Raw genomic sequence first — 19,344 nt, 5'->3', positions numbered from 1 at the left:
TCAGCCGTTGACGCGGCGCGCATCCGAGACGGCCGACGTGTCCTTGAGCTGCGACAGCAGCCGGTTGAGATGCTTGAGATCCCAGACTTCCAGGTCGAGGATCATGTCGGTGAAGTCGGGCGCGGTGCGCGCCATCGACAGCGTGTGGATGTTGGCGTCGTTGGAGGCGACGACCTGCGCGATCTCGGCCAGCGAGCCGGGCTCGTTGATGGCGGTGACCGAGATGCGGGCCGGAAAGCGCTCCTTGGTGTCCTCGTCGATGTCCCAGCGCACGTCGATCCAGCGCTCGGGCTGGTCGTCGAAGGCGGTGAGCGAGGGCGACTGGATCGGATAGATGGTGATGCCCGAGCCCGGCTGCAGGATGCCGACGATGCGATCGCCCGGGACCGCACCTTCCGGCGCGAATCGCACCGGCAGGTCGCCGGAGACGCCGCGGATGGGCAGTGCCTCGCCCTTGCCGGCCTTGCCTTCGCCCTTGGCGCGATCCTTCTCCTTGTCCTTCTCCTTGCGGGAGGAGCGGCCGGGGATCTGGAACAGCATGCCGGCGGCGTTGCGAAGGTTGAACCACCCCTCTTCGCGCACCTTGGGCGCGGCGACCGTGACGCGCTCGTCCTTGAAATCGGGATAGACGGCGCGCAGCACGTCGGGCGACGAGAGTTCGCCGCGGCCGACGGCGGCCAGCACGTCCTCGATGTCCTTGCGGGCGAGGCGATGCAGCACCGGCTTCAGCATGTCCTTGGTGAAGGAGCGGCCGGCGCGTTCGAAGGCGCGTTCGAGGATGCGGGTGCCGAGCCCGGAATACTGCTTGCGGATGGCGGCGCGCGTGGCGCGCCGGATCGCCGAGCGGGCCTTGCCGGTGACGACGACCTGCTCCCAGGCGGCTGGCGGCACCTGCGCCTTGGAGCAGATGATCTCGACCTCGTCGCCGTTCTTCAGCTCCGTCATCAGCGGCATGATGCGGCCGTTGACCTTGGCGCCGACGCAGGTGTCGCCGACGTCGGTGTGGACGGCATAGGCGAAGTCGATGGGGGTGGCGCCGCGCGGCAGCGCGATCAGCCGGCCCTTGGGCGTGAAGCAGAAGACCTGGTCCTGGAACATCTCCAGGCGGGTGTTCTCGAGGAACTCCTCCGGATTGTCGCCTTCCGACAGGGATTCGATCGTCCGCTTCAGCCAGCCATAGGCGTTGGTTTCCTTGGAGATGGTGTGGCCGGCACCGTTCAGCTTGCCGCCCATGTCCTTGTAGATCGAATGGGCGGCGACGCCGTATTCGGCGACCTTGTGCATCTGCCAGGTGCGGATCTGCAGCTCGACGCGCTGGCGGGAGGGACCGACGATGGTGGTGTGGATGGAGCGGTAGTCGTTCTGCTTCGGCGTCGAGATGTAGTCCTTGAAGCGGCCCGGCACCATCGACCAGGTGGTGTGGATGGCGCAGAGCGCCTTGTAGCAGTCCTCCACCTCGTCGACGACGACGCGGAAGGCGAAGATGTCGGAGAGCTGCTCGAAGGACAGCGCCTTGGATTCCATCTTGCGGAACACCGACCACGGCTTCTTCTGGCGGCTGGTGACCTGCGCCTTCAGCCCGTATTTCTCGAACAGCGTCTTCAGCGCCGCCTCGATGTCGGAGATGACGCCCTTGTGGCGCTCGAAGATGTCGGCCAGCCGTTCGGTGACCGCCTTGTGGCCGCCGGGATTGATGTGGCGGAAGGCGAGTTCCTCGAGTTCCTCGCGCATGTCCTGCATGCCCATGCGGCCGGCCAGCGGCGCATAGATGTCCATCGTCTCCTCGGCGATGCGCTGGCGCTTTTCCTCCGGCACGTGGTCGAGCGTGCGCATGTTGTGGAGGCGGTCGGCGAGCTTGACGAGCAGGACGCGCACGTCCTCGGAAATGGCCAGCAGCAGCTTGCGCAGGTTTTCCGCCTGCGCGGCCTTCTTCGAGACGAGGTCGAGCTTCTTGAGCTTGGTCAGCCCCTCGACCAGCCTGCCGATGTCGGGGCCGAAGAGATCGTCGATCTCCTGGCGGGTGGCGGTTGTGTCCTCGATCGTGTCGTGCAGCAGCGCCACCGCGATGGTCGCCTCGTCGAGATGCATGTCGGTGAGGATCGCCGCCACTTCGAGCGGATGGGAGAAATAGGGGTCCCCCGAGGCGCGCTTCTGATGGCCATGCTTCTGCATGGCGTAGACATAGGCCTTGTTCAGAAGGGCTTCATTGATGTCGGGCTTGTAGCGCTGGACGCGCTCGACAAGCTCGTACTGACGCATCATCGGCGTTGGGGCTCCCAAACGAAACATGCGCCGCGGCAATCACGGCGCATGTAACAGATAACCATGTCCGGCCGCCGACGGTAGTGGCGACGATGGGGCCAGCCCTCAGTAGTCGTCGCTCTTCTCCGGCGGAACCAGCCCCTCGATGCCGGCGAGCAGGTCTTCCTCGGTCATGCGGTCGAAGGTCACCGGCTCGTCGTCGGACGCGGCCTCGACGGTTTCGTCGGCGGCGCGGTCGATCATCTCGGGCGCCTCGGCCTCCGGCTCGTCGACCTCGACGTGCTTCTGCAGCGAGTGGATCAGGTCTTCCTTGAGGTCGCCCGGCGACAGCGTCTCGTCGGCGATCTCGCGGAGCGCCACGACCGGGTTCTTGTCGTTGTCACGGTCGATGGTGATCTGCGCGCCCTGCGAGATCAGGCGGGCGCGGTGGCTGGCGAGCAGCACGAGCTCGAAGCGGTTGTCGACCTTGTCGATGCAGTCTTCAACGGTGACGCGGGCCATGGAATGCCCCTTTCATAGCTTATTGTCGGAGATTGACCGGTGCCTTACTCCGAACGGGCCGAAAACACAAGCACGGCCGCAGGCCGCGCGGCAATCGCATGCACGCACCCCGCACGGGGTGAAACCTGAGGTCCGTTTCGCCGTCCCGGGATTTATGGCAGGTTTGCGACGATTCGAGCGCCGGGAGCCCGGCGTCCAGTTCATTGCCCAGCCATTCGTTTCCGACGAGGATATTTCCCATGTTCGATCCCCGCGAAAAGATCGCGCTCTTCATCGACGGCGCGAACCTCTATGCGACGTCGCGCGCGCTCGGCTTCGACATCGACTACCGCAAGCTGCTCGCCGCCTTCCAGAAGAAGGGCTACCTGCTGCGCGCCTATTACTACACGGCGCTGATCGAGGACCAGGAATACTCGTCGATCCGGCCGCTGATCGACTGGCTCGACTACAATGGCTACAAGGTGGTGACGAAGCCCGCCAAGGAGTTCACCGACTCCGCCGGGCGGCGCAAGATCAAGGGCAACATGGACATCGAGCTGACGATCGATGCCTTGGAACTGGCCGATGTCGTCGACCACTACGTCATCTTCTCCGGCGACGGCGACTTCCGGACGCTGGTGGAGGCGCTGCAGCGGCGCGGCCGCAAGGTCAGCATCGTCTCGACCATGAGTTCGCAGCCGCCGATGATCGCAGACGACCTGCGCCGGCAGGCCGACCACTTCGTCGACCTGGTGAGCCTGCGCGCCGAGGTCGGGCGCGATCCCTCCGAACGTCCGGCACGGCGGGTGGAGCCGGTCGAGCCGGACGACGACGACCTTTGAGCCGGGCGACGATGGCCGCCGCCGTCGAGCCGCACCGCGACTGTCCGCTGTGCCCGCGCCTGCACGGCTTCATCGCCGAATGGCGCGCCCGCGAGCCCGGATGGCACAACGCGCCGGTGCCGAGCTTCCTGCCGCTCCAGGGTGAGGACGCGGTGCGCCTGCTGGTCGTCGGGCTGGCGCCGGGGCTGCGGGGCGCCAACCGCACCGGCCGCCCCTTCACCGGCGACTATGCGGGCGACCTGCTCTATTCGACGCTGAAGCGCTTCGGCTTCGCGCGCGGGGAATTCCAGGCGCGGCCCGACGACGGGCTGGAGCTGGTCGAAACCGCGATCACCAACGCCGTGCGCTGCGTGCCGCCGGAAAACAAGCCGGTGGGCGCCGAGATCGCCACCTGCCGCCAATTCCTCGTGCCGACGATCGACCGTTTCCCGAGGCTGGAAGCGATCGTGACGCTTGGCGCCATCGCGCACCAGTCGACGGTCCGCGCGCTCGGCCAGCGCGTCGCCGCCCTCCCCTTCAGGCATGGCGCGCGCCATGCGGTCGGCGGGATCACGCTGTTTCCGAGCTACCACTGCTCGCGCTACAACACCAACACCGGGCGGCTGACCGAGGCGATGTTCGTGGACGTGTTTTCGGCAGTGCGGGAGACGCTGGGGTAGAGGCCTGCCCGATGGTGCGGGCCGCAGCACGGGGCAACGTGGGCTGCTTCGTCTGAAAGCCGCAGCATGCGGTGAAGAGACGGCGGCTGGGGGACGACCATGGCCTGGGGGAGCATAGGGGGGAGGACGACGCTGCGCAGCCTGTTGCGGCTTGCGATGGCTGCCGTCGCCGCGCAGGCGATCGTGACGTTCGCAAGGCTGGTGACCGCCGTCCGCGGCGTCTGGCACGGCGCCGGACTGAGCGGGGTGCAGCGCGTCTACTTCGCAAATCACGCCAGCCACGGCGATTTCATCCTGATCTGGACCGTCCTGCCCAAACGCCTGCGCCGGCGCACGCGCCCAGTCGCAGGCGCGGACTACTGGCTGAAGACCAGGGCGCGCGCCTTCGTCGGACGCGATGTCTTCAACGCGGTGCTGATCGAACGCGATCCCGAACGCCGGCTGGAGGACCCGGTCCAGCAGATGGCACAGGCGCTCGACGAGCGGTCGTCGCTGATCCTCTTTCCCGAGGGAACGCGCAACACCGGCGACGAGCCGCTGCTGCCGTTCCGGACCGGGCTCTATCACCTCGCCCGGGCGCGCCCGGGCATCGAACTGGTGCCGGTGTGGATCGCCAATCTCAACCGGGTCATGCCGAAGGGCGAGTTCCTGCCGGTACCGCTGATCTGCACGGTCACGTTCGGCGCACCGATCCATGTCGGCGAGGCGGAAGAGAAGGACGCCTTCCTGGCCCGCGCGCGCGACGCGCTGCTTGCGCTTGCCCCCAACGGAAGACGCCCATGACCGACGACGCGCCGCCCCGGTTTCTGGTCTCGCCGCATCCCGACCTCGTCACGCTGCTCATCGCGCTGTTTGCGGTTCTCGTCGCGGCCTCGGCCATCGGCTACGCGCTCGAGCGCAGGCTGTCGCCGGACGGAAACAACGCCGTCATCGAGAATCTCAACGATCGCATCCGCTCCTGGTGGGTGATGGTCATCGCCATGGCCATCGCGCTCGTGGCGGGAAAGGCCGGCGTCGTGGTGCTGTTTGCGCTGTGCTCGTTTGCGGCCCTGCGTGAATTCGTGACGCTGACGAGCACCCGGCGCGGCGACCACTGGGCGCTCGCCGGCGCGTTCTTCATCGTGCTGCCTGCGCAGTACTGGCTCGTCTATGCCGACTGGTACGGGCTCTACTCGATCTTCATCCCCGTCTACGCCTTTCTCACCATGCCGATCGTGGCGGCGCTGCGGGGCGACACCGAGAACTATCTGGTGCGTATCTCGGAGGTGCAGTGGGCGCTGATGATCACCGTCTTCTGCGCCTCGCACGTGCCGGCTCTGCTGACCTTGCAGATCCCCGGCTATGAGGGCCGCAACCTGTTGCTCATCGCCTTCCTCGTACTGGTGGTGCAGAGCAGCGACGTGCTGCAATATGTGTGGGGCAAGCTCGCCGGGCGCACCAGGATCGCGCCGAAGCTGTCGCCGTCCAAGACCGTGGAGGGGTTTGTCGGCGGCGCGCTCAGCGCGACCGCACTCGGCGCCGCGCTATCGTGGATGACGCCGTTCACGCCGTTCCAGGCGGCGTTGCTGTCGCTCGTCATCGTTCTGATGGGATTCTTCGGCGGACTGGTGATGTCGGCGATCAAGCGCGACCGGGGCGTAAAGGACTGGGGGCACATGATCGCCGGTCACGGCGGATTCATCGACCGGCTCGATTCGGTGGTGTTCGCGGCGCCGATCTTCTTCCATCTGGTCCGGTACGGGTGGTCGACGGTATGAGAACCGGCGACCCCACGATCGCGAAAAGCGGCTTCCTGCACGTGCTGGCCGCCTTCGTGCTGATGGGCGGCTGGGCGGTGTTCGCCAACCGCGCCCACCCGATGAGCGCCGCACTGGTGGCCGGCGGCGTGCAGGGCGCGGTGTCAGGTCTCATCACCTTCGGCCTGAAGCGGCTGATCGAGCGCATCTCGCGGCAGTTTAGCGGCCTTGGCGGCCTCGTGGTCCCGCCGCTGGCCGCTTTCGCCCTCTCCACAACGCTGCTGATCCTGTTGCATACGGCAAGCGGCACGCCCGAGATCGCGCGGACGATCGTCGTCCCGCTCGGGGTATCGACCAGCTATGCCGCACTTTATTCGTGGTGGCTCTGGAACGGCAAGGCGAGGACACGATGACGGGCAGCGACCGGCGGCCATTGTCGAGCCGAGACAGCGGATGGGCCAGGGCGGTTACCGCCTGGCTCGTGAAGACGTCGATCACGCCCAACCAGATCTCGATGGCGAGCATGGCTGCGGCAGCGCTTGCCGGGTCGAGCTTCTGGGCGGCCGGGATGTCGGACGGCTGGCTGCAGGGCGCGTTGTTCGTTTCCGCCGCGCTGTTCTGCCAGCTGCGTCTCCTGTGCAACCTCTTCGACGGGCTCGTCGCCGTCGAGGGCGGCAAGCAGGCCGCCGACGGCCCGTTCTGGAACGAGTTTCCCGATCGCGTCGCCGACATCCTCATTCTCGTCGGCGCGGGGCTCGGCGCGTCGGAGCCGACGCTCGGCTGGGCGGCGGCGGCTTTCGCCGTGCTGACGGCCTATGTGCGCGAGCTCGGCCGCGGCAGCGGCCTTCCGGCCGATTTCCGCGGACCGATGGCCAAGCAGCACCGCATGGCGCTGATGACGATCGCCGCACTCGCCGCCGCCTGCGCGCCGCGCTGGCCGGCCGCGGGCATGGCCGTGACGCTTGCCTTGTGGATCGTGGCGGTCGGCGCGGTCGTGACGGCTGTCCGGCGGGCCATCGCGGTCGTTGCCGGGCTCAAGGATCGCCGCGACCGGGCGTAGGCAAGACAACTCGCGCAGGCAGACGGTGGCGACGCGACGCCGCCATCTCGATGGCGCGGAACAGCCGCCTCTGGCATTGCCGCGCGCCTCGCTGTAGAAGGCTGCGCCGGCAGTTCCCGGCGCTCGCCTTCCGGGTCCGCGGCACCATGCAGTCCATTCCCTCTGCCATCCGTGGCCCGATCTTCATGGTCGTGGCGACCGGCTCCTACGTGATCAACGACACCTTCATGAAGCTGGCGACCGATGGCCTGCCGCCCTACCAGGTGCTGTTCCTGCGCGGCGTCGCGGCCCTCCTGTGGGGGCTGCCGCTGCTGGCGCTGGCCGGGCAGATGCGCAACGCGCCGCTGATGGCCGACGGCCGCGTCCTGGCGCGCAGCTGCATGGAGCTCCCTCGCGGTGCTCTGCTACGTGGTGGCACTGGCCAACATGCCGATCGCCGACGCCATCGCGCTCGGGCAGGTGACGCCGCTGCTGATGCTGGTGGGCGCAGCCTGGTTCTTCGGCGAGCGGATCGGGCGGCTCAGGGCGGTCCTGATCGCACTCGGCTTCGCCGGCGCCATCATGGTGGCGCAGCCGACGATGCAGGGCGTCTCCATCTTTGCCCTGCTGGCGCTCGGCAACGCGCTGTTCAGCGCCGTACGCGACCTCTCCGGGCGGCGGATCGACGCGCGCGTGCCGGGGCTGATCGTGGCGATGTCGGCGGTGGTGGTGGTGGTGATCGGCGCAGGCGCAGTGCACCTGATGGCCGAGACCTGGGTGGTGCCCGGCCCGCGGCACCTGCTGCTGCTCGCCGCCTCGGGCTTCTTCCTGGTCTTCGGCCACTTCTTCATCTTCACCGCCTACCGCGCGGCGGCGACCGCCACCGTGGCGCCGTTCTACTACACGTTCACGGTGGGGGCGGTGATCTCGGGCTTTGCGGTGTTCGGCGAACTGCCCAATGCGCTGGCCAGCGCCGGCATCCTTCTGGTGGCCGGCAGCGGGCTGGCGATCGTGCTGATGGACCGGCGCAGCCGACGGGTCGCGCCGACGGCGTGACGGGACCGGCCCGGCCCGGCCGATACCGCGCTGCTCAGCCTCCGGCGCGCGCGATCCGCATGGCCTCGAGCGCGTCGCCGGTCAGCGCCATTTTGCGGACGATGGCGTCGCCTTCCGCCGCCAGCTTCTCGAAATGGCGCAGCCGGCCGCTGTTCTCGCGCCAGAAGAAGCCGATCGTGCGCCGGCCCGACCATCCCGTCAGAGGCACCAGCAGGACGTCGTTCTCGCGTCTGAATTCCGAGCGGACATACAGTTCGGGAAACAGCGAACAGCCCATGCCGATCGAGACCATCTGGCGGATCGCGTCGAGGCTGGTGCCTTCGTAATCCTCCACGAAGACCGCGCCTGAGGCGGCGGCGAGATCGCGCACGCTGTCGAACAGCCGATGGCCGCGGCCGAGCGTGAGCAGGCGTTCGCCGCGAAGATCCTCGACACTGGCCGAGCTCCTGCCGTCCAGCCTGTGGCCGGCGGGAACGCCGAGGAAAATTCCTTCCTCGCACAGCGGGCGGAAGACGAGTCGCTCGGCGCGCGGGCTGGGGCCGAGCCCGCAATCGACGACGCCGTCGAGGACGTCGCGCTCGATGGACGTCGGCCGGTCCTCGCGGATGTAAAGCTGTAGGTCAGGGTAAGTGCGGTGGATCGTGGGCAGGAGCCTGGGCAGGAAGTAAGGTCCGAAGGTGGGCGCGACGCCGAGGCGGATCAAGCCGCCGAGATTGGTGGCGCCCGCCTTCGCCTCCGTGACGATGTCGTCCAGGGAGGCCAGCACCGACCGCGCCGTGACGACGACGCGTCGGCCCAGCGGCGTCGGCTCCACCGCACCCGGCATGCGGTCGAACAGCGTGGCGCCGAGCTGCTTTTCCAGGAGCGCCACCTGGATGGAGAGCGTCGGCTGCGAGACGTTGCATCGGCTCGCGGCGCGGCCGAAGTGGCGCTCGTCATCGAGGGCGACGACATATTCGAGCTGGCGGTGCGTCGGTCGAAACGGCATGCATCGATATAGGTGCTCTATCAGCCTCCGCACAACTATCAATTGGAACTATCGATCCGGCATTCTCATCTCCTCGTCGTCACCACCAAGAGGAGGATAGGACGTGGATACATTCGTGAAGGCACTGGAACGGCGGCGCGAGGAAGTTCAGACTAGGATCGACGCGGAGATGGCGCGGCCCCGGCCCGACGCCCTGAAGCTCCTGTCGCTGAAGAAACTCAAGCTGCATTTCCGCGACCAGATCGAGTTCATCCAGCGCACGGACCGGAACAAGGCTCCGGTCATGGTCGTGCGGCGCCGCGCGCCTTTCCAGGTCGGCCAGCGGGCCTGAGCGCGCAGACCGGGTGGCGGGCCTGCGGCCCGCTCCGGGCCTCTGCGAAAGGAAGGAACGGCCGCGTGCGCTGCGCGCGGCCGCAGCCGCGATCAGCCGCGCTCCTTCGGGAGCCGGCCCTTTTCGCGCGACCACTCGCGCTCCCTCCCCGTCTGGCGCTTGTCGTGCAGCTTCTTGCATCGGGCGACGCCGCGCAGGCACTTGGCGCGGCCCTGGTCGTCGTCGTGGGCCCTCAGCCGCACCACGGTCACGCCCCGCGCTCGACCGGAAGGGCAGGCGGTTCAGGCCAGTAGCGGGTTGGCGATCGTTCTGCTGGACCGGCGCTTTCGACGAGTCGCTCCGACGGCAGGAGCGGGCGCGCAGGGGGGCAGGATCAGCCGCAGACATTGCATATCAGGCCGCTTCGCTTTTCCTGAAAGCAGCACCACGCCCCCTTCCAGTACCCGGGTGTGCCGAATCGCTTGACACCAAGTGAAGGTATTTGTTTGCGACCTTGTGTTCATTCGTCGCCAAAGGGGCGGCATCCTGTGCAACCGGGATCAGAGTTGCGGGCCGCAATGCGTACGGGGCTTCAAGGAACTGTGCAGCAATCTCTCGCGCCAGAACCTCCGCCAAAGCCGATGGCACGGCGTTTCCGACCAACTTCTGTACATCTGCATGGCCGCACTGAAATCGAAGGCCATCCGGGAATGTTTGGAGGCGACAAAGCTCTTGCGCCGAGAGTCGGCGATTGTCCCAGTGGAACGGACCAGTCGCGGGTCCCGGCTGTGCCTGGATGGTCCACGAGGGTCTATCTTTTGCAAGCTTCAAAAGGAAATTCCAGTAACGCCGCCGCCATCCAAAGAGCGGGACGCCACCACCGCGGTCTGTATGCCACAGATAGTTCTGGCCTTCAGGAATCGTTGGAAGGAGGTCCGCCCACTTTCCTTTGACTTGGAGGCATTCTCTATTCTCGACAGGCGGGAGATCGGCGAACGCGTCCCATGCAGTGCGGTGCCTCTCACGTCCGGCCAGCGCTTCCTCGCTATCGACAGGGAAATGTGTTCTCGCCGGAAAATTGAATCGTTTGCCGTCGCGCGAGCCGATGATGAATACTCGCTCCCGTAACTGCGGCACACCATAGTCCGCGGAGTTAATGGAGCGGGACTCCAAGGTGTAACTCGTTCCTCTCTCACGATTGATGTCTTCTACACCTGCCACCAGAGCGTTTATGCCCTCACTTTTGCCCTGATAAGCAAGGCCAGGCACATTCTCCAAAAGAAACGACTTGGGAAGCGTGTCACGAAGCACTCGAAGATACTCCGACAACGTGTCCGCACGCGGGTCGGAAAGTCGCCGCGAATCGCCACGCGCCCAATACCCGGACTTGCTGAATGGCTGGCAAGGTGGACCTCCGATGAGGATGTCCGCTTCGCCGGGGTTCAGCCCCGCCGTTTCCAAGATGGTTCTCGAGGAAAACTCCGTGATCGGCCCTTCCAACACGGGCCAGTCCCGGTTGAGGCCAACTGTTGCACACGCGACGGGATCAAAATCAAGCGCAACACGAGTCTCGAACCCCGAAGCTTCGAATCCGAAGTCCAGCCCTCCGACACCAGTAAAGAGGGAAATCGCTCGGAGTTTCATTGGCACCCTACGCAGTTCTGTTGTAGTGCGATTCGAACACCGACCCGGCATCTGCCGAGAATTTCGGTTCGGCCACACCGATCATGTTTGCTATCCGCCCACTGCAAGTCTTGTGTGGCTCCAAGTCCGCTGTGAGCGCATACCGGAACTCCCAATTCTCCGTTACAGAGTGAAGGCAAGCGGCAAGGACTGAAAAATCGTCTGATCGATAGTAACGAGAACACGGGTTCCCCTTAGAAGCTCGCGTCTTCTGGAAATCGACTTTCGGCCGGCCGTCGGCGTAGCGGGTACGCAGGGTGTTCTTGCACTCGATGAGAATCGGCGCCCCCCCTTTCCATCTGATGGACAGGTCTGGCTTGCCGTCCGCCTCCAACCGTGTGCAATCGGATACACCATCAAGCCGCCGGAGCGCGTCGAACAGGTGTTGTTCGGCAACCCAACCTCGCACGGCCATCTTCAAACGGCTCGCCCCTTCGATGAGGTCGAAGAGGGCCTCCGGCGCAATACCGAACTCCTCTAGAACCGCATGGGGGACCCATCTCTCATTCGGCTTCAATTCCTTTAGCTTGTCCGCCACCAAGTGGCGTTCGCCTGGGTCCAGCCCGCATGCGATGCGCTCAAGCGCGACAAGGTCGAGCAACCGGTCTTGCCTGCCGCCTACGAGAACTTCAGTCCGAAAATCTTCAAGGTCAGCCGTTGGACGATTTCGTGATTTTCCCGGTCGTCGATCACGCTCCCACACCGCCCATCCATAGGCTCGAATGCGGTCAACATGCGCGCGCTTGAACTCGATCGAACGAGACATGGGCGCTGGCGTGTTCATCAGCGGGTCCGCCGCGACGAACAATCCCTCGCCGGTATCGATCCCCATGAAGAGCGTCGTCACCAGATTGCTGGGATCAACCGCAACTTCCAGGACCCCTTTCAGATTGCCACCATACTTCACCTGGAACCGGTGTTCATCCTGTGGGCGCCGCGTCGTCGGCCTAGCGTTCGCGTAGAAGGCATAGACGAGGATGCCATGCCGCTCACCAGATGGCGCGTCAAAAACGATGTAGAACGGGGCTCTGTTCGGCTCGCTGAAATGAACAATGCGACAGTCACGCATCTCCAACCCCCGAAGCACAAAGGCGAGCAACGGCTCCTTGTCGGCCCAGCTCACCGAATAGGTTTTCCACTCCAATGCAGAAAGGACGTCTTTGTGCGCATCATGCGAAACCATACGCCACCACTAGCGAACCAACTGCGATTCGAAAACCAGCGCTCCGCCGCTTCCGCTTTGACCGACGGTGAAGAGTTTAACCTCGAATTTAGAACAATACAAGAACGAATTCGCCCATAACCCTCGGATTCAACCTCCTAACGATGCAATTCGCGGGGGGCGGACGCTGCTGATGGACAAGGTGACTGCTTTGTCAGGCCGCATCACGGACACGCCTTCGCGCTCGACCGACCGGGCGAGCCTGGCCATTGGGCATCGGTCGGCCGTCCGCGGGCTTGCCCATCGTGTCGCCGCCCTTCCCTTCAAGCACGGCGCGCGACAGGCGGCGGGCACTATGACGCTGTTTTCGAGCTTCCACTGCTCGCGCTACAACGCCACCATCAGGCGGCTGACGGGAGCGATGGTCGTGGAGGCATTCTTGACGGTGCGGGAGAGGTTGGGCCCCCTCGTTGCCCCGAGCATCAAGCGGTCGGCACCGGCATGAGCACATCAAGTCTCATCACGGATCTGGACGACGTGATCGCCCTGCTGGCCGAAACGGCGGGGCAGGACGGCGTCACGCTCGTGGGCGTCTGCGGCTTCGCGGGAGCTGGCAAGACCACCCTCTGCAACCGGATCGCTGCCGCCCTGCCGGATGTCGCCTTCCGCCTGGATTGCGACCGGTTCTCGGCCTTCAGCCACCCGGAGCGGACGCGCCGCATCGACGCGGCGCGCGCATCGGGCGATCCGGCCCGCGCCGAGGAAGAAGAGAACCCCCGGAACTGGTATGACTGGGCGGCCATCGCGATGGCGTTGCAGTCGCTCCGGACGGTGCGGGCCTTCGAATCGGATCGGGCGTGGAACAGCGAGAACGGCCTGCTCAATGGCCGCTACGCCCTGGCGCTTCCGCCCGCCGGTCCGGTCGTCGTCCTGTGCGACGGCATCTTCCTGCTGCACGAGCCGGTGCCGGGGTGGTTCGACCTGACGCTGCTCGTGCAGGCGAACGCGCACCTGATCGACGAACGCCGACGCCGGCGCGCCGGAGACAAGGCCGATCGTGCGAAGGAACGGCGCGACCGCTTCGAGCGCCCCTATTTCAGGACGTATGCATCCCGGGCGGATCATGTCGTCGGTCTCCGGCCCGAAGGATCAAGCGCCGCTGACAATTAGGCGTTGCCTGCAATCGCAAGCCAGCAGTCGAGGCGAACCGAGGCACCGGGGAAGGAGCATTCCCACGCCTCCCGCTCGCCGTCGCATGCCACCCCCCGCACCGCGAGGGACTGCTTTCTCCAGGAACATACCGCGAAGGCGGGGGTTGGGTCCGTGAACAACACGGGAGAACGGACATGAACAGGAATGTCACAGCCATCTATCGAACCCATGCGGTTGCCGACCTGGTCCGGCGGGAACTGGCAAATGTCGGCGTGAGCCGCTCTTCGATCCATGTGGTGCCGGATACCGATGTCGCGGTCGCGCCCAACGGGCGCCGCGACGACGACCGGTACCTCGACGACCTGCACGACATGAACCTTCCCGACAACGACCTGCGCACCTATCAGCACTGCGTTCGCGACGGCGACTATGTCGTGTCGGTGGAAGTCGACGACGATCTGGTGACCCGTGTCCAGGAGATCATGAAGCGTCCCGAGACCGAAGCCCGCGATTTCGCGGCGCGCGACGAGGAGTTCTTCAACGAGCCGGTCGTGCCGCACAGCAACGCGCCGGCGGGGCGTGATCCAGCCTCCGTCTGGCAGCCGGACACCACTTCCGCCAGCGGCATGCGCTCCTACAGGCGCGACCGCCCCGCGGGCGGAATCTGATCGGCAAATCGCGACACGAGAGGAATCGGAGAAGACAATGGCTGACTACAGAGATCCGAAAGTGACGACTCCGCAGAAGAGCAAGAGCGGCGGCATGGGAATGTGGCTCGCCATCCTGGCGGCGGTCGTCCTCGTCCTGCTCCTCGTCTGGTGGGGCGGCTGGTTCGGCGGCAACGAAGTCGACGACACCGTCGTCATTCCCCAGGACGGCGGAGCGGTGGTGGTTCCGGAAGGGACCGTCGCAGACTGAGCCCTGGCCGAGCCTCGCGCGCACCTGCCGCGCGAGGCCCGATCACCATGATCCGGATGACGCCGGCGCCAGCGCTGCCGGCGTTTCCGTGTGGCGACGGCACCGGTCGGCAAGGTGGCGGGTTCAGCCACGCTCCTTGAGCAGCCGTCCCTTTTCGCGCGACCAGTCGCGCTCCTTCTCGGACTGGCGCTTGTCGTGCAGCTTCTTGCCGCGGGCGACGCCGAGCAGCAGCTTTGCGCGGCCCTGGTCGTTGAAGTAGATCTTGAGCGGCACCATGGTCATGCCTTCGCGCTCGACCGACTGGGCAAGCTTGGCCATCTCGCGCTTGTTGACCAGCAGCTTGCGGCGGCGGCGGGGCTCGTGGTTGTAGCGGTTCGCCTGCAGATATTCCGGCAGATAGGAGTTGATCAGCCAGATCTCGCCGCCTTCGCTGGAGGCGTAGCTGTCCTGGATGTTGGCGTGGCCGCCGCGCAACGACTTGACCTCGGTGCCGGTGAGCACCAGGCCCGTCTCCAGCGTATCGAGAATCTCGTAGTTGAAGCGGGCCTTGCGGTTCTCGGCGACCGTGCGGTTGTTGGGATCGGCTTTTCTGACTTGTACCATGGCTGAAAGATGCGCTTTCGGCGCGTCAGTTCAAGAGCCCAGCGTGCTGCATCGCCGCGTCGATTTTCTCGGCGGTGGCCGCCTCGATGGTGACGAGCGGCGAGCGCACAACATTCTCGACCCGGCCGAGCCGCGACAACGCGTATTTCGCACCCGAGACGCCCGGCTCGATGAAGATCGCCTTGTGCAGCGGCATCAGCCGGTCCTGCAGCGCCAGCGCCCGGTCGCGGTCGTTGGCCATGGTCGCGGCCTGGAACTCGGCGCAGAGGCGCGGCGCGACGTTGGAGGTGACCGATATGGCACCGACGCCGCCATGGGCGTTGAAGCCGAGCGCGGAGGCGTCCTCGCCCGACAGCTGGATGAAATCCGGCCCGCAGGTGATGCGCTGCTCCGAGACGCGCTCGATCTTGCCGGTGGCGTCCTTGACGCCGACGATGTTGGAGAAATCGTGCGCCAGCCGGCCCATGGTCTCGGGCATCATGTCGATGACCGAGCGCGGCGGGATGTTGTAGATGATGATCGGCAGGCTGGTCGCGCGGGCGACGGCGGCAAAATGCTCGTAGAGGCCGCGCTGGGTGGGCCTGTTGTAATAGGGCGTCACCACGAGCACGGCATCGGCACCGGCCTGTTCGGCGAACTTCGTGAGCTCCACCGCCTCGACCGTGTTGTTGGAACCGGCGCCGGCGATGACCGGCACCTTGCCCCTGGCCACCTCGATGCAGGCCTTGACCACCTGGCGGTGCTCGGCATGCGACAACGTCGGGGATTCACCCGTGGTGCCGACCGGCACGACGCCACTGGAACCCTCCGCGATCTGCCACTCCACGAAGGCCTTGAAGGCTTTCTCGTCGAAGCTGCCATCGCGCTGGAAGGGTGTCACGAGAGCGGTGAACGAGCCTCTGAACATTTTTCCGACGAACTCCCCTGGCATTGGTTGCGGCCCGACGAAGGCGCGCGCGGGCTCTTTAGCCGATTGCGGCCGCGCGCACCATAGGCAGCCCACGCAGCACCGCCGCTCCAGCCCGCCGGTGTGGCATTTTCGCCCCGGATCGGCGGCGAAACTGGCACGAGACGGCTTTGGTAACCATTTCGGCAAGGATGAAGCGCATCATCGATCGCGACGGACACGGAATTCGGAGGCCAGTCCCCATGCGCGGGATCGTCCTGCTCGCAACCCTGATGGCGACGGCCGCCGTGCCGGCGCAGGCGCTGCGCCTGCCCGCGGCCGAGGTGCCGCTGCCTTCGGCGCGCCCCGACCCGGCCGACATCACCGGCGCCATCGTGCCCGATCCGCCGACGCTCGGCATGGAGATCGATGCCCGTACCCTGCGGCTTGCCGCCGACCCTCTCGCCCGCGGCCTCGACGCACTCGGCGGTACGGAGATCGAGACGGCGCGGGCGATCCGGGACGGCCTTCCGGCAGGCTCGCTCGACCGCGCCATCCTCACATGGGCGCTGGCAAGCGGCGGGTTTTCCGCCGTCGGCGCCGACGAACTGGCGGCCGCGCAGGCCGAGCTGGACGGCTGGCCGGGCCTCGACGCGATCGAGCGCAACCGCGAACGCGCGCTGGCGCGATTGCCGTCGGAGCCGCAGGCCATCCTCGAAGCCTTCGCCGGACGGCAGCCGCTGACGCTGGAGGGCAAGCTGCTCCTGGCACGGGCGCATCGCCTGCTGGGCGACGAGGCGGCAGCGGCAGCGCTGATCGCCCCGATCTGGCGCGCGCAGAGGCTGGACGGCGTGACGGAGACGCGGCTGATCGCGGAGTTCGGCGCATTGCTGTCGCGCGAGGACCACCGCGTTCGCATGGAGACGATGCTGCACGACGAGCGCGCGCAATCGGCGCTGCGGCTCGCGCCGCTGGCGGGCGCCGAGGCGCTGGCGAGGGCCTGGAGCGCCGTGAACCGCGGCGACAGGACAGCCGCCACGCTGCTGGAGGCCGTGCCGGAAGAGCAGCGGTCCTCGGCCTACATCTTCGCCAAAGCGCGCTTCCTGCGGCGCGGCGGCAAGTTCGTCGAGGCGGCGGAGACTATGCTGTCGGTGCGGCGCGACGCGCAGGACGTCGTCGACCCGGATGCCTGGTGGGTGGAGCGGCGCGTGCTGTCGCGCGAGATGCTCGACATCGGTCGGCCGGACCTCGCCTACGCCATCGCGGCCGCGCATTCGGCCGAAAGTCCCGCGATGGCGGCCGACGCCGAATTCCACGCCGGCTGGTATGCACTGTCCTTCCTCGAGCAGCCGGAGACGGCGCTCGTGCATTTCGAGCGGATCGCCGCGCTGACCTCGGGCGCGATCTCGCAGTCGCGCGCCTACTACTGGATGGCGCGGGCCATGGAGGCCGGAGCACCGGGCGACGCCGGCGCCACCTACGAGAAGGCCGCCGCCTTCGGCACCGCCTTCTACGGCCAGATCGCCGCAGTGAAGCTCGGCCGGCAGACGATCCCGGTCGCCGAACCGCAGCCCGCGCCCTTCGAGCGCATGGCCTTCGCCCGCCGGCCGGTGGTGGCGGCGATCAGGCGGCTGGAGGAGGTCGGGCATGGCGGCCGGGCCGAGGCGCTCTATCGCGGGCTGGCGGCGGAACTGACGAGCCCGCGCGAGATCGCGCTGCTTGCCGCCATGGCCGAAAGGCGCGGCGACCATACGCTGGCGCTGCGGGTCGGCAAGATCGCCGCCTCGCGCGGCCTCGACGTCGGCGCGCTGGCGCATCCCGTCGGCGCGATCCCGCCGGAAGCGGAGATCTCGGACGCCGGCGAGGCGCTGGCCTATGCGATCGCCAGGCAGGAGAGCGAGTTCAACGCGAGCGCAGTGTCGAGCGCAGGCGCGCGCGGGCTGCTTCAGCTGCTGCCCGGCACGGCGCGCGACATGGCGCGCGGCGCAGGGCTCGCCTATTCGTCGGCACGGCTGACCACGGACGCCGCCTACAACGCGACGCTGGGCGCCGCCTTCCTTGCCGACCAGCTCGGGCGCTTCGACGGCTCCTACGTGCTGACCTTCGCCGGCTACAATGCCGGCCCCGGCCGGGCACGCGACTGGATCGAGCGCTACGGCGATCCGCGCGGCGCCGGCATCGAGGCGGTGGTGGACTGGGTCGAGCGCATTCCCTTCACCGAGACGCGCAACTACGTGCAGCGGGTGATGGAAAACTACCAGGTCTACAAGATGCGGCTGACCGGACGCACCGACATCGCGCGCGACCTCGTCGCGGGGCGGTAAAGCCCGGGCCGTTCCCGGCCGGCGACCGAAACGAAGCGCGACGCACGACCTTCTTTCAAACAGAAAACCCGGCGGTTGCCCGCCGGGTTCTCGAACCGATCCTGGAAAGGATCAGAAGTAGCGCGTGAAGCGGAGGAAGCCGTTCCAGCGGTCGCCGTCGTCGCCAAGGAGGACATCGTCTTCCTGGGCATAGGTACCCTCGAGGCGAACCTCGAAGTTGGTGACCGGAACCCAGACCACCGCGCCCTGAACCAGCCAAGCATCGTCGCCATCGAAGGCTTCGAAGTACTGGCCACCGAGTGTGGCGCTCCACTGCGCATTGAACGCGTGGGTGTAGGCGGCAGCAACCGACCATTCCACGAAGTTCGCGCCGAGGACACCCGAAACCGGCATGCCGAGAGCGTATGCGTTCGGATCCGAAGCGTAGAACACGCCGGCGCGGATGTTGGAGCCCGCCATGTTCGGGATGTTGTACTGCATGCCGATCAGGCCGGCCCACTCTTCCTCGGACTCGTCGTAGGCAACCTTGGCCCAGACGCCGCCCCAGCCCTGGCTGATGCCGAGCACGCCGACCACGTCGGGCATGTAGCCTTCACCGTCGAGAACGTCGTCCTCGAGGACGATCGAGCCGAACAGGCCGTTTCCGCCCGAGAAGGTGTAGCCGATCTGCTGGCGCTGCTGGTAGGCATAGACGCCGCCACCGTCGGTCGGGATGATGCCGAAGCGCGAGATGCCCGGCAGGCCCCACGGGGCAGCGAAGGCCGACTCGGTGTAGCCGACGTAGAAGCCGCCGAGCTGAACGATCGCCTGGTCCATGCCGTAAGCGGCATCGGCGTTCGTCAGCGCATCAGCCTGGAGGCGCATGAAGCCGCGCAGCGTGCCCCACTCGGTGTCCGAACGCGCATCGACGTTCAAGCGGGCGCGGGTGTTGAAGGTGAAGCCCTCCTCGACACCACCGATGAAGAACGGCGGCTCGTCCAGGTCGGGATCGCCAGCGAAGACAGCGTCGCCGCCAGCAGCGTTGACCTGCATGCGGACGTAGCCGTCGAACTTCAGGCAGGTCTCGGTGCCGGGGATGTAGAAGAAGCCAGCGCCGTAAGCGTCGCAGACGCGGACGTATTCGACCGGCTCCGGCTCGGCGATGACGATGGCGTCGGCGGCGCGAGCGCCGGTTACTGCGACGAGGGCCGCAGCCGAGCCGAGAAGCAGGCTCTTGATGTTCATTTTCTGACCTCCAGTCAAAG

21 protein-coding genes and 1 pseudogene are annotated in these 19,344 nt (G+C 66.6%); 13 read left to right on the top strand and 9 right to left on the bottom strand.

Annotation, left to right across the window (positions count from 1 at the left end; all coding sequences use genetic code 11):
• Complete coding sequence (locus N1F91_RS28345; protein WP_289997120.1) at positions 1-2,262, bottom strand: bifunctional (p)ppGpp synthetase/guanosine-3',5'-bis(diphosphate) 3'-pyrophosphohydrolase; 2,262 nt, start codon at positions 2,260-2,262, stop codon at positions 1-3.
• Positions 2,263-2,367: 105 nt separating this feature from the next.
• Positions 2,368-2,763: a DNA-directed RNA polymerase subunit omega gene (gene rpoZ / locus N1F91_RS28340; protein WP_289997119.1), complete on the bottom strand. Its 396-nt coding sequence runs from the start codon at positions 2,761-2,763 to the stop codon at positions 2,368-2,370.
• Positions 2,764-3,002: 239 nt separating this feature from the next.
• On the opposite strand from rpoZ, the gene N1F91_RS28335 reads away from it, so the two are divergent.
• The 7 genes from N1F91_RS28335 to N1F91_RS28305 all read left to right on the top strand — a co-directional run bounded on the left by N1F91_RS28335 (position 3,003) and on the right by N1F91_RS28305 (position 8,074).
• Positions 3,003-3,584 (top strand): NYN domain-containing protein, encoded by a 582-nt coding sequence (locus N1F91_RS28335; RefSeq protein WP_289997118.1) that lies wholly within the window; start codon positions 3,003-3,005, stop codon positions 3,582-3,584.
• 11 nt (positions 3,585-3,595) lie between these two features.
• On the top strand, positions 3,596-4,243 hold the full coding sequence (locus N1F91_RS28330) for a uracil-DNA glycosylase (RefSeq protein WP_289997116.1): 648 nt from the start codon (positions 3,596-3,598) through the stop codon (positions 4,241-4,243).
• Positions 4,244-4,399: 156 nt separating this feature from the next.
• Positions 4,400-5,026 (top strand): lysophospholipid acyltransferase family protein, encoded by a 627-nt coding sequence (locus tag N1F91_RS28325; protein WP_289997131.1) that lies wholly within the window; start codon positions 4,400-4,402, stop codon positions 5,024-5,026.
• A complete protein-coding gene (locus N1F91_RS28320; protein ID WP_289997115.1) occupies positions 5,023-6,000 on the top strand; it encodes a phosphatidate cytidylyltransferase in 978 nt (325 codons plus the stop codon). The genes N1F91_RS28325 and N1F91_RS28320 overlap by 4 nt, the downstream gene beginning before the upstream one ends.
• Positions 5,997-6,392, top strand: coding sequence for a hypothetical protein (locus N1F91_RS28315; RefSeq protein ID WP_289997114.1), 396 nt, complete (start codon positions 5,997-5,999; stop codon positions 6,390-6,392). The genes N1F91_RS28320 and N1F91_RS28315 overlap by 4 nt, the downstream gene beginning before the upstream one ends.
• Positions 6,389-7,039, top strand: coding sequence for a CDP-alcohol phosphatidyltransferase family protein (locus N1F91_RS28310; protein WP_289997113.1), 651 nt, complete (start codon positions 6,389-6,391; stop codon positions 7,037-7,039). Before N1F91_RS28315 ends, N1F91_RS28310 begins: the two co-directional genes overlap by 4 nt.
• A gap of 396 nt (positions 7,040-7,435) precedes the next feature.
• Positions 7,436-8,074, top strand: coding sequence for a DMT family transporter (locus N1F91_RS28305; RefSeq protein WP_289997111.1), 639 nt, complete (start codon positions 7,436-7,438; stop codon positions 8,072-8,074).
• 34 nt (positions 8,075-8,108) lie between these two features.
• On the opposite strand, the gene N1F91_RS28300 is transcribed toward N1F91_RS28305, so the two are convergent.
• Positions 8,109-9,062, bottom strand: coding sequence for a hydrogen peroxide-inducible genes activator (locus tag N1F91_RS28300; RefSeq protein ID WP_289997110.1), 954 nt, complete (start codon positions 9,060-9,062; stop codon positions 8,109-8,111).
• 103 nt (positions 9,063-9,165) lie between these two features.
• Between N1F91_RS28300 and N1F91_RS28295 the strand changes: the two genes are divergently transcribed.
• Positions 9,166-9,393: a DUF465 domain-containing protein gene (locus tag N1F91_RS28295; protein WP_289997109.1), complete on the top strand. Its 228-nt coding sequence runs from the start codon at positions 9,166-9,168 to the stop codon at positions 9,391-9,393.
• A 92-nt stretch (positions 9,394-9,485) separates the two neighbouring features.
• Here the strand turns inward: N1F91_RS28295 and N1F91_RS28290 are convergent.
• The 3 genes and pseudogenes from N1F91_RS28290 to N1F91_RS28280 form a co-directional block, all read right to left on the bottom strand.
• A pseudogene (locus N1F91_RS28290) lies at positions 9,486-9,647 on the bottom strand (SsrA-binding protein); the annotation flags it as partial.
• A 139-nt stretch (positions 9,648-9,786) separates the two neighbouring features.
• On the bottom strand, positions 9,787-11,016 hold the full coding sequence (locus N1F91_RS28285) for a DNA cytosine methyltransferase (RefSeq protein WP_289997106.1): 1,230 nt from the start codon (positions 11,014-11,016) through the stop codon (positions 9,787-9,789).
• Between the two features lie 7 nt (positions 11,017-11,023).
• Entirely contained in the window at positions 11,024-12,238 is a 1,215-nt protein-coding gene (locus N1F91_RS28280) for a hypothetical protein (protein ID WP_289997105.1), read from the bottom strand.
• Between the two features lie 172 nt (positions 12,239-12,410).
• Here N1F91_RS28280 and N1F91_RS31205 point away from each other — a divergent pair, with 172 nt between their 5' ends.
• The 4 genes from N1F91_RS31205 (at position 12,411) to N1F91_RS28260 (ending at position 14,287) form a co-directional block, all read left to right on the top strand.
• The gene (locus N1F91_RS31205) at positions 12,411-12,722 is read left to right on the top strand and encodes a hypothetical protein (RefSeq protein ID WP_354670570.1); all 312 of its coding nucleotides are present in this window, start codon (positions 12,411-12,413) and stop codon (positions 12,720-12,722) included.
• Complete coding sequence (locus N1F91_RS28270; protein WP_289997104.1) at positions 12,719-13,387, top strand: hypothetical protein; 669 nt, start codon at positions 12,719-12,721, stop codon at positions 13,385-13,387. The genes N1F91_RS31205 and N1F91_RS28270 overlap by 4 nt, the downstream gene beginning before the upstream one ends.
• A 176-nt stretch (positions 13,388-13,563) precedes the next feature.
• Positions 13,564-14,037, top strand: a complete 474-nt coding sequence (locus tag N1F91_RS28265) for a hypothetical protein (RefSeq protein ID WP_289997103.1) — start codon at positions 13,564-13,566, stop codon at positions 14,035-14,037.
• Between the two features lie 37 nt (positions 14,038-14,074).
• Complete coding sequence (locus tag N1F91_RS28260; protein WP_289997101.1) at positions 14,075-14,287, top strand: hypothetical protein; 213 nt, start codon at positions 14,075-14,077, stop codon at positions 14,285-14,287.
• A gap of 123 nt (positions 14,288-14,410) precedes the next feature.
• Here N1F91_RS28260 and smpB read toward each other — a convergent pair whose 3' ends face one another.
• A complete protein-coding gene (smpB, locus tag N1F91_RS28255) occupies positions 14,411-14,890 on the bottom strand; it encodes an SsrA-binding protein SmpB (protein ID WP_289997100.1) in 480 nt (159 codons plus the stop codon).
• A 25-nt stretch (positions 14,891-14,915) separates the two neighbouring features.
• Positions 14,916-15,797 carry a 4-hydroxy-tetrahydrodipicolinate synthase gene (gene dapA / locus N1F91_RS28250; protein ID WP_289997099.1) on the bottom strand — a complete coding sequence of 294 codons (882 nt, stop codon included), beginning with the start codon at positions 15,795-15,797 and terminating at the stop codon, positions 14,916-14,918.
• Between the two features lie 242 nt (positions 15,798-16,039).
• On the opposite strand from dapA, the gene N1F91_RS28245 reads away from it, so the two are divergent.
• Positions 16,040-18,100, top strand: a complete 2,061-nt coding sequence (locus N1F91_RS28245) for a lytic transglycosylase domain-containing protein (protein WP_289997098.1) — start codon at positions 16,040-16,042, stop codon at positions 18,098-18,100.
• 111 nt (positions 18,101-18,211) lie between these two features.
• Here N1F91_RS28245 and N1F91_RS28240 read toward each other — a convergent pair whose 3' ends face one another.
• Positions 18,212-19,324: a porin gene (locus tag N1F91_RS28240; protein ID WP_289997097.1), complete on the bottom strand. Its 1,113-nt coding sequence runs from the start codon at positions 19,322-19,324 to the stop codon at positions 18,212-18,214.
• Between the last annotated feature and the right edge of the window lie 20 nt (positions 19,325-19,344).

Origin of the sequence: Aquibium sp. ELW1220, from assembly GCF_030398385.1 — a bacterium.
Lineage (GTDB): Bacteria > Pseudomonadota > Alphaproteobacteria > Rhizobiales > Rhizobiaceae > Aquibium.
This window is presented reverse-complemented; position numbering and strand designations above follow the sequence as displayed.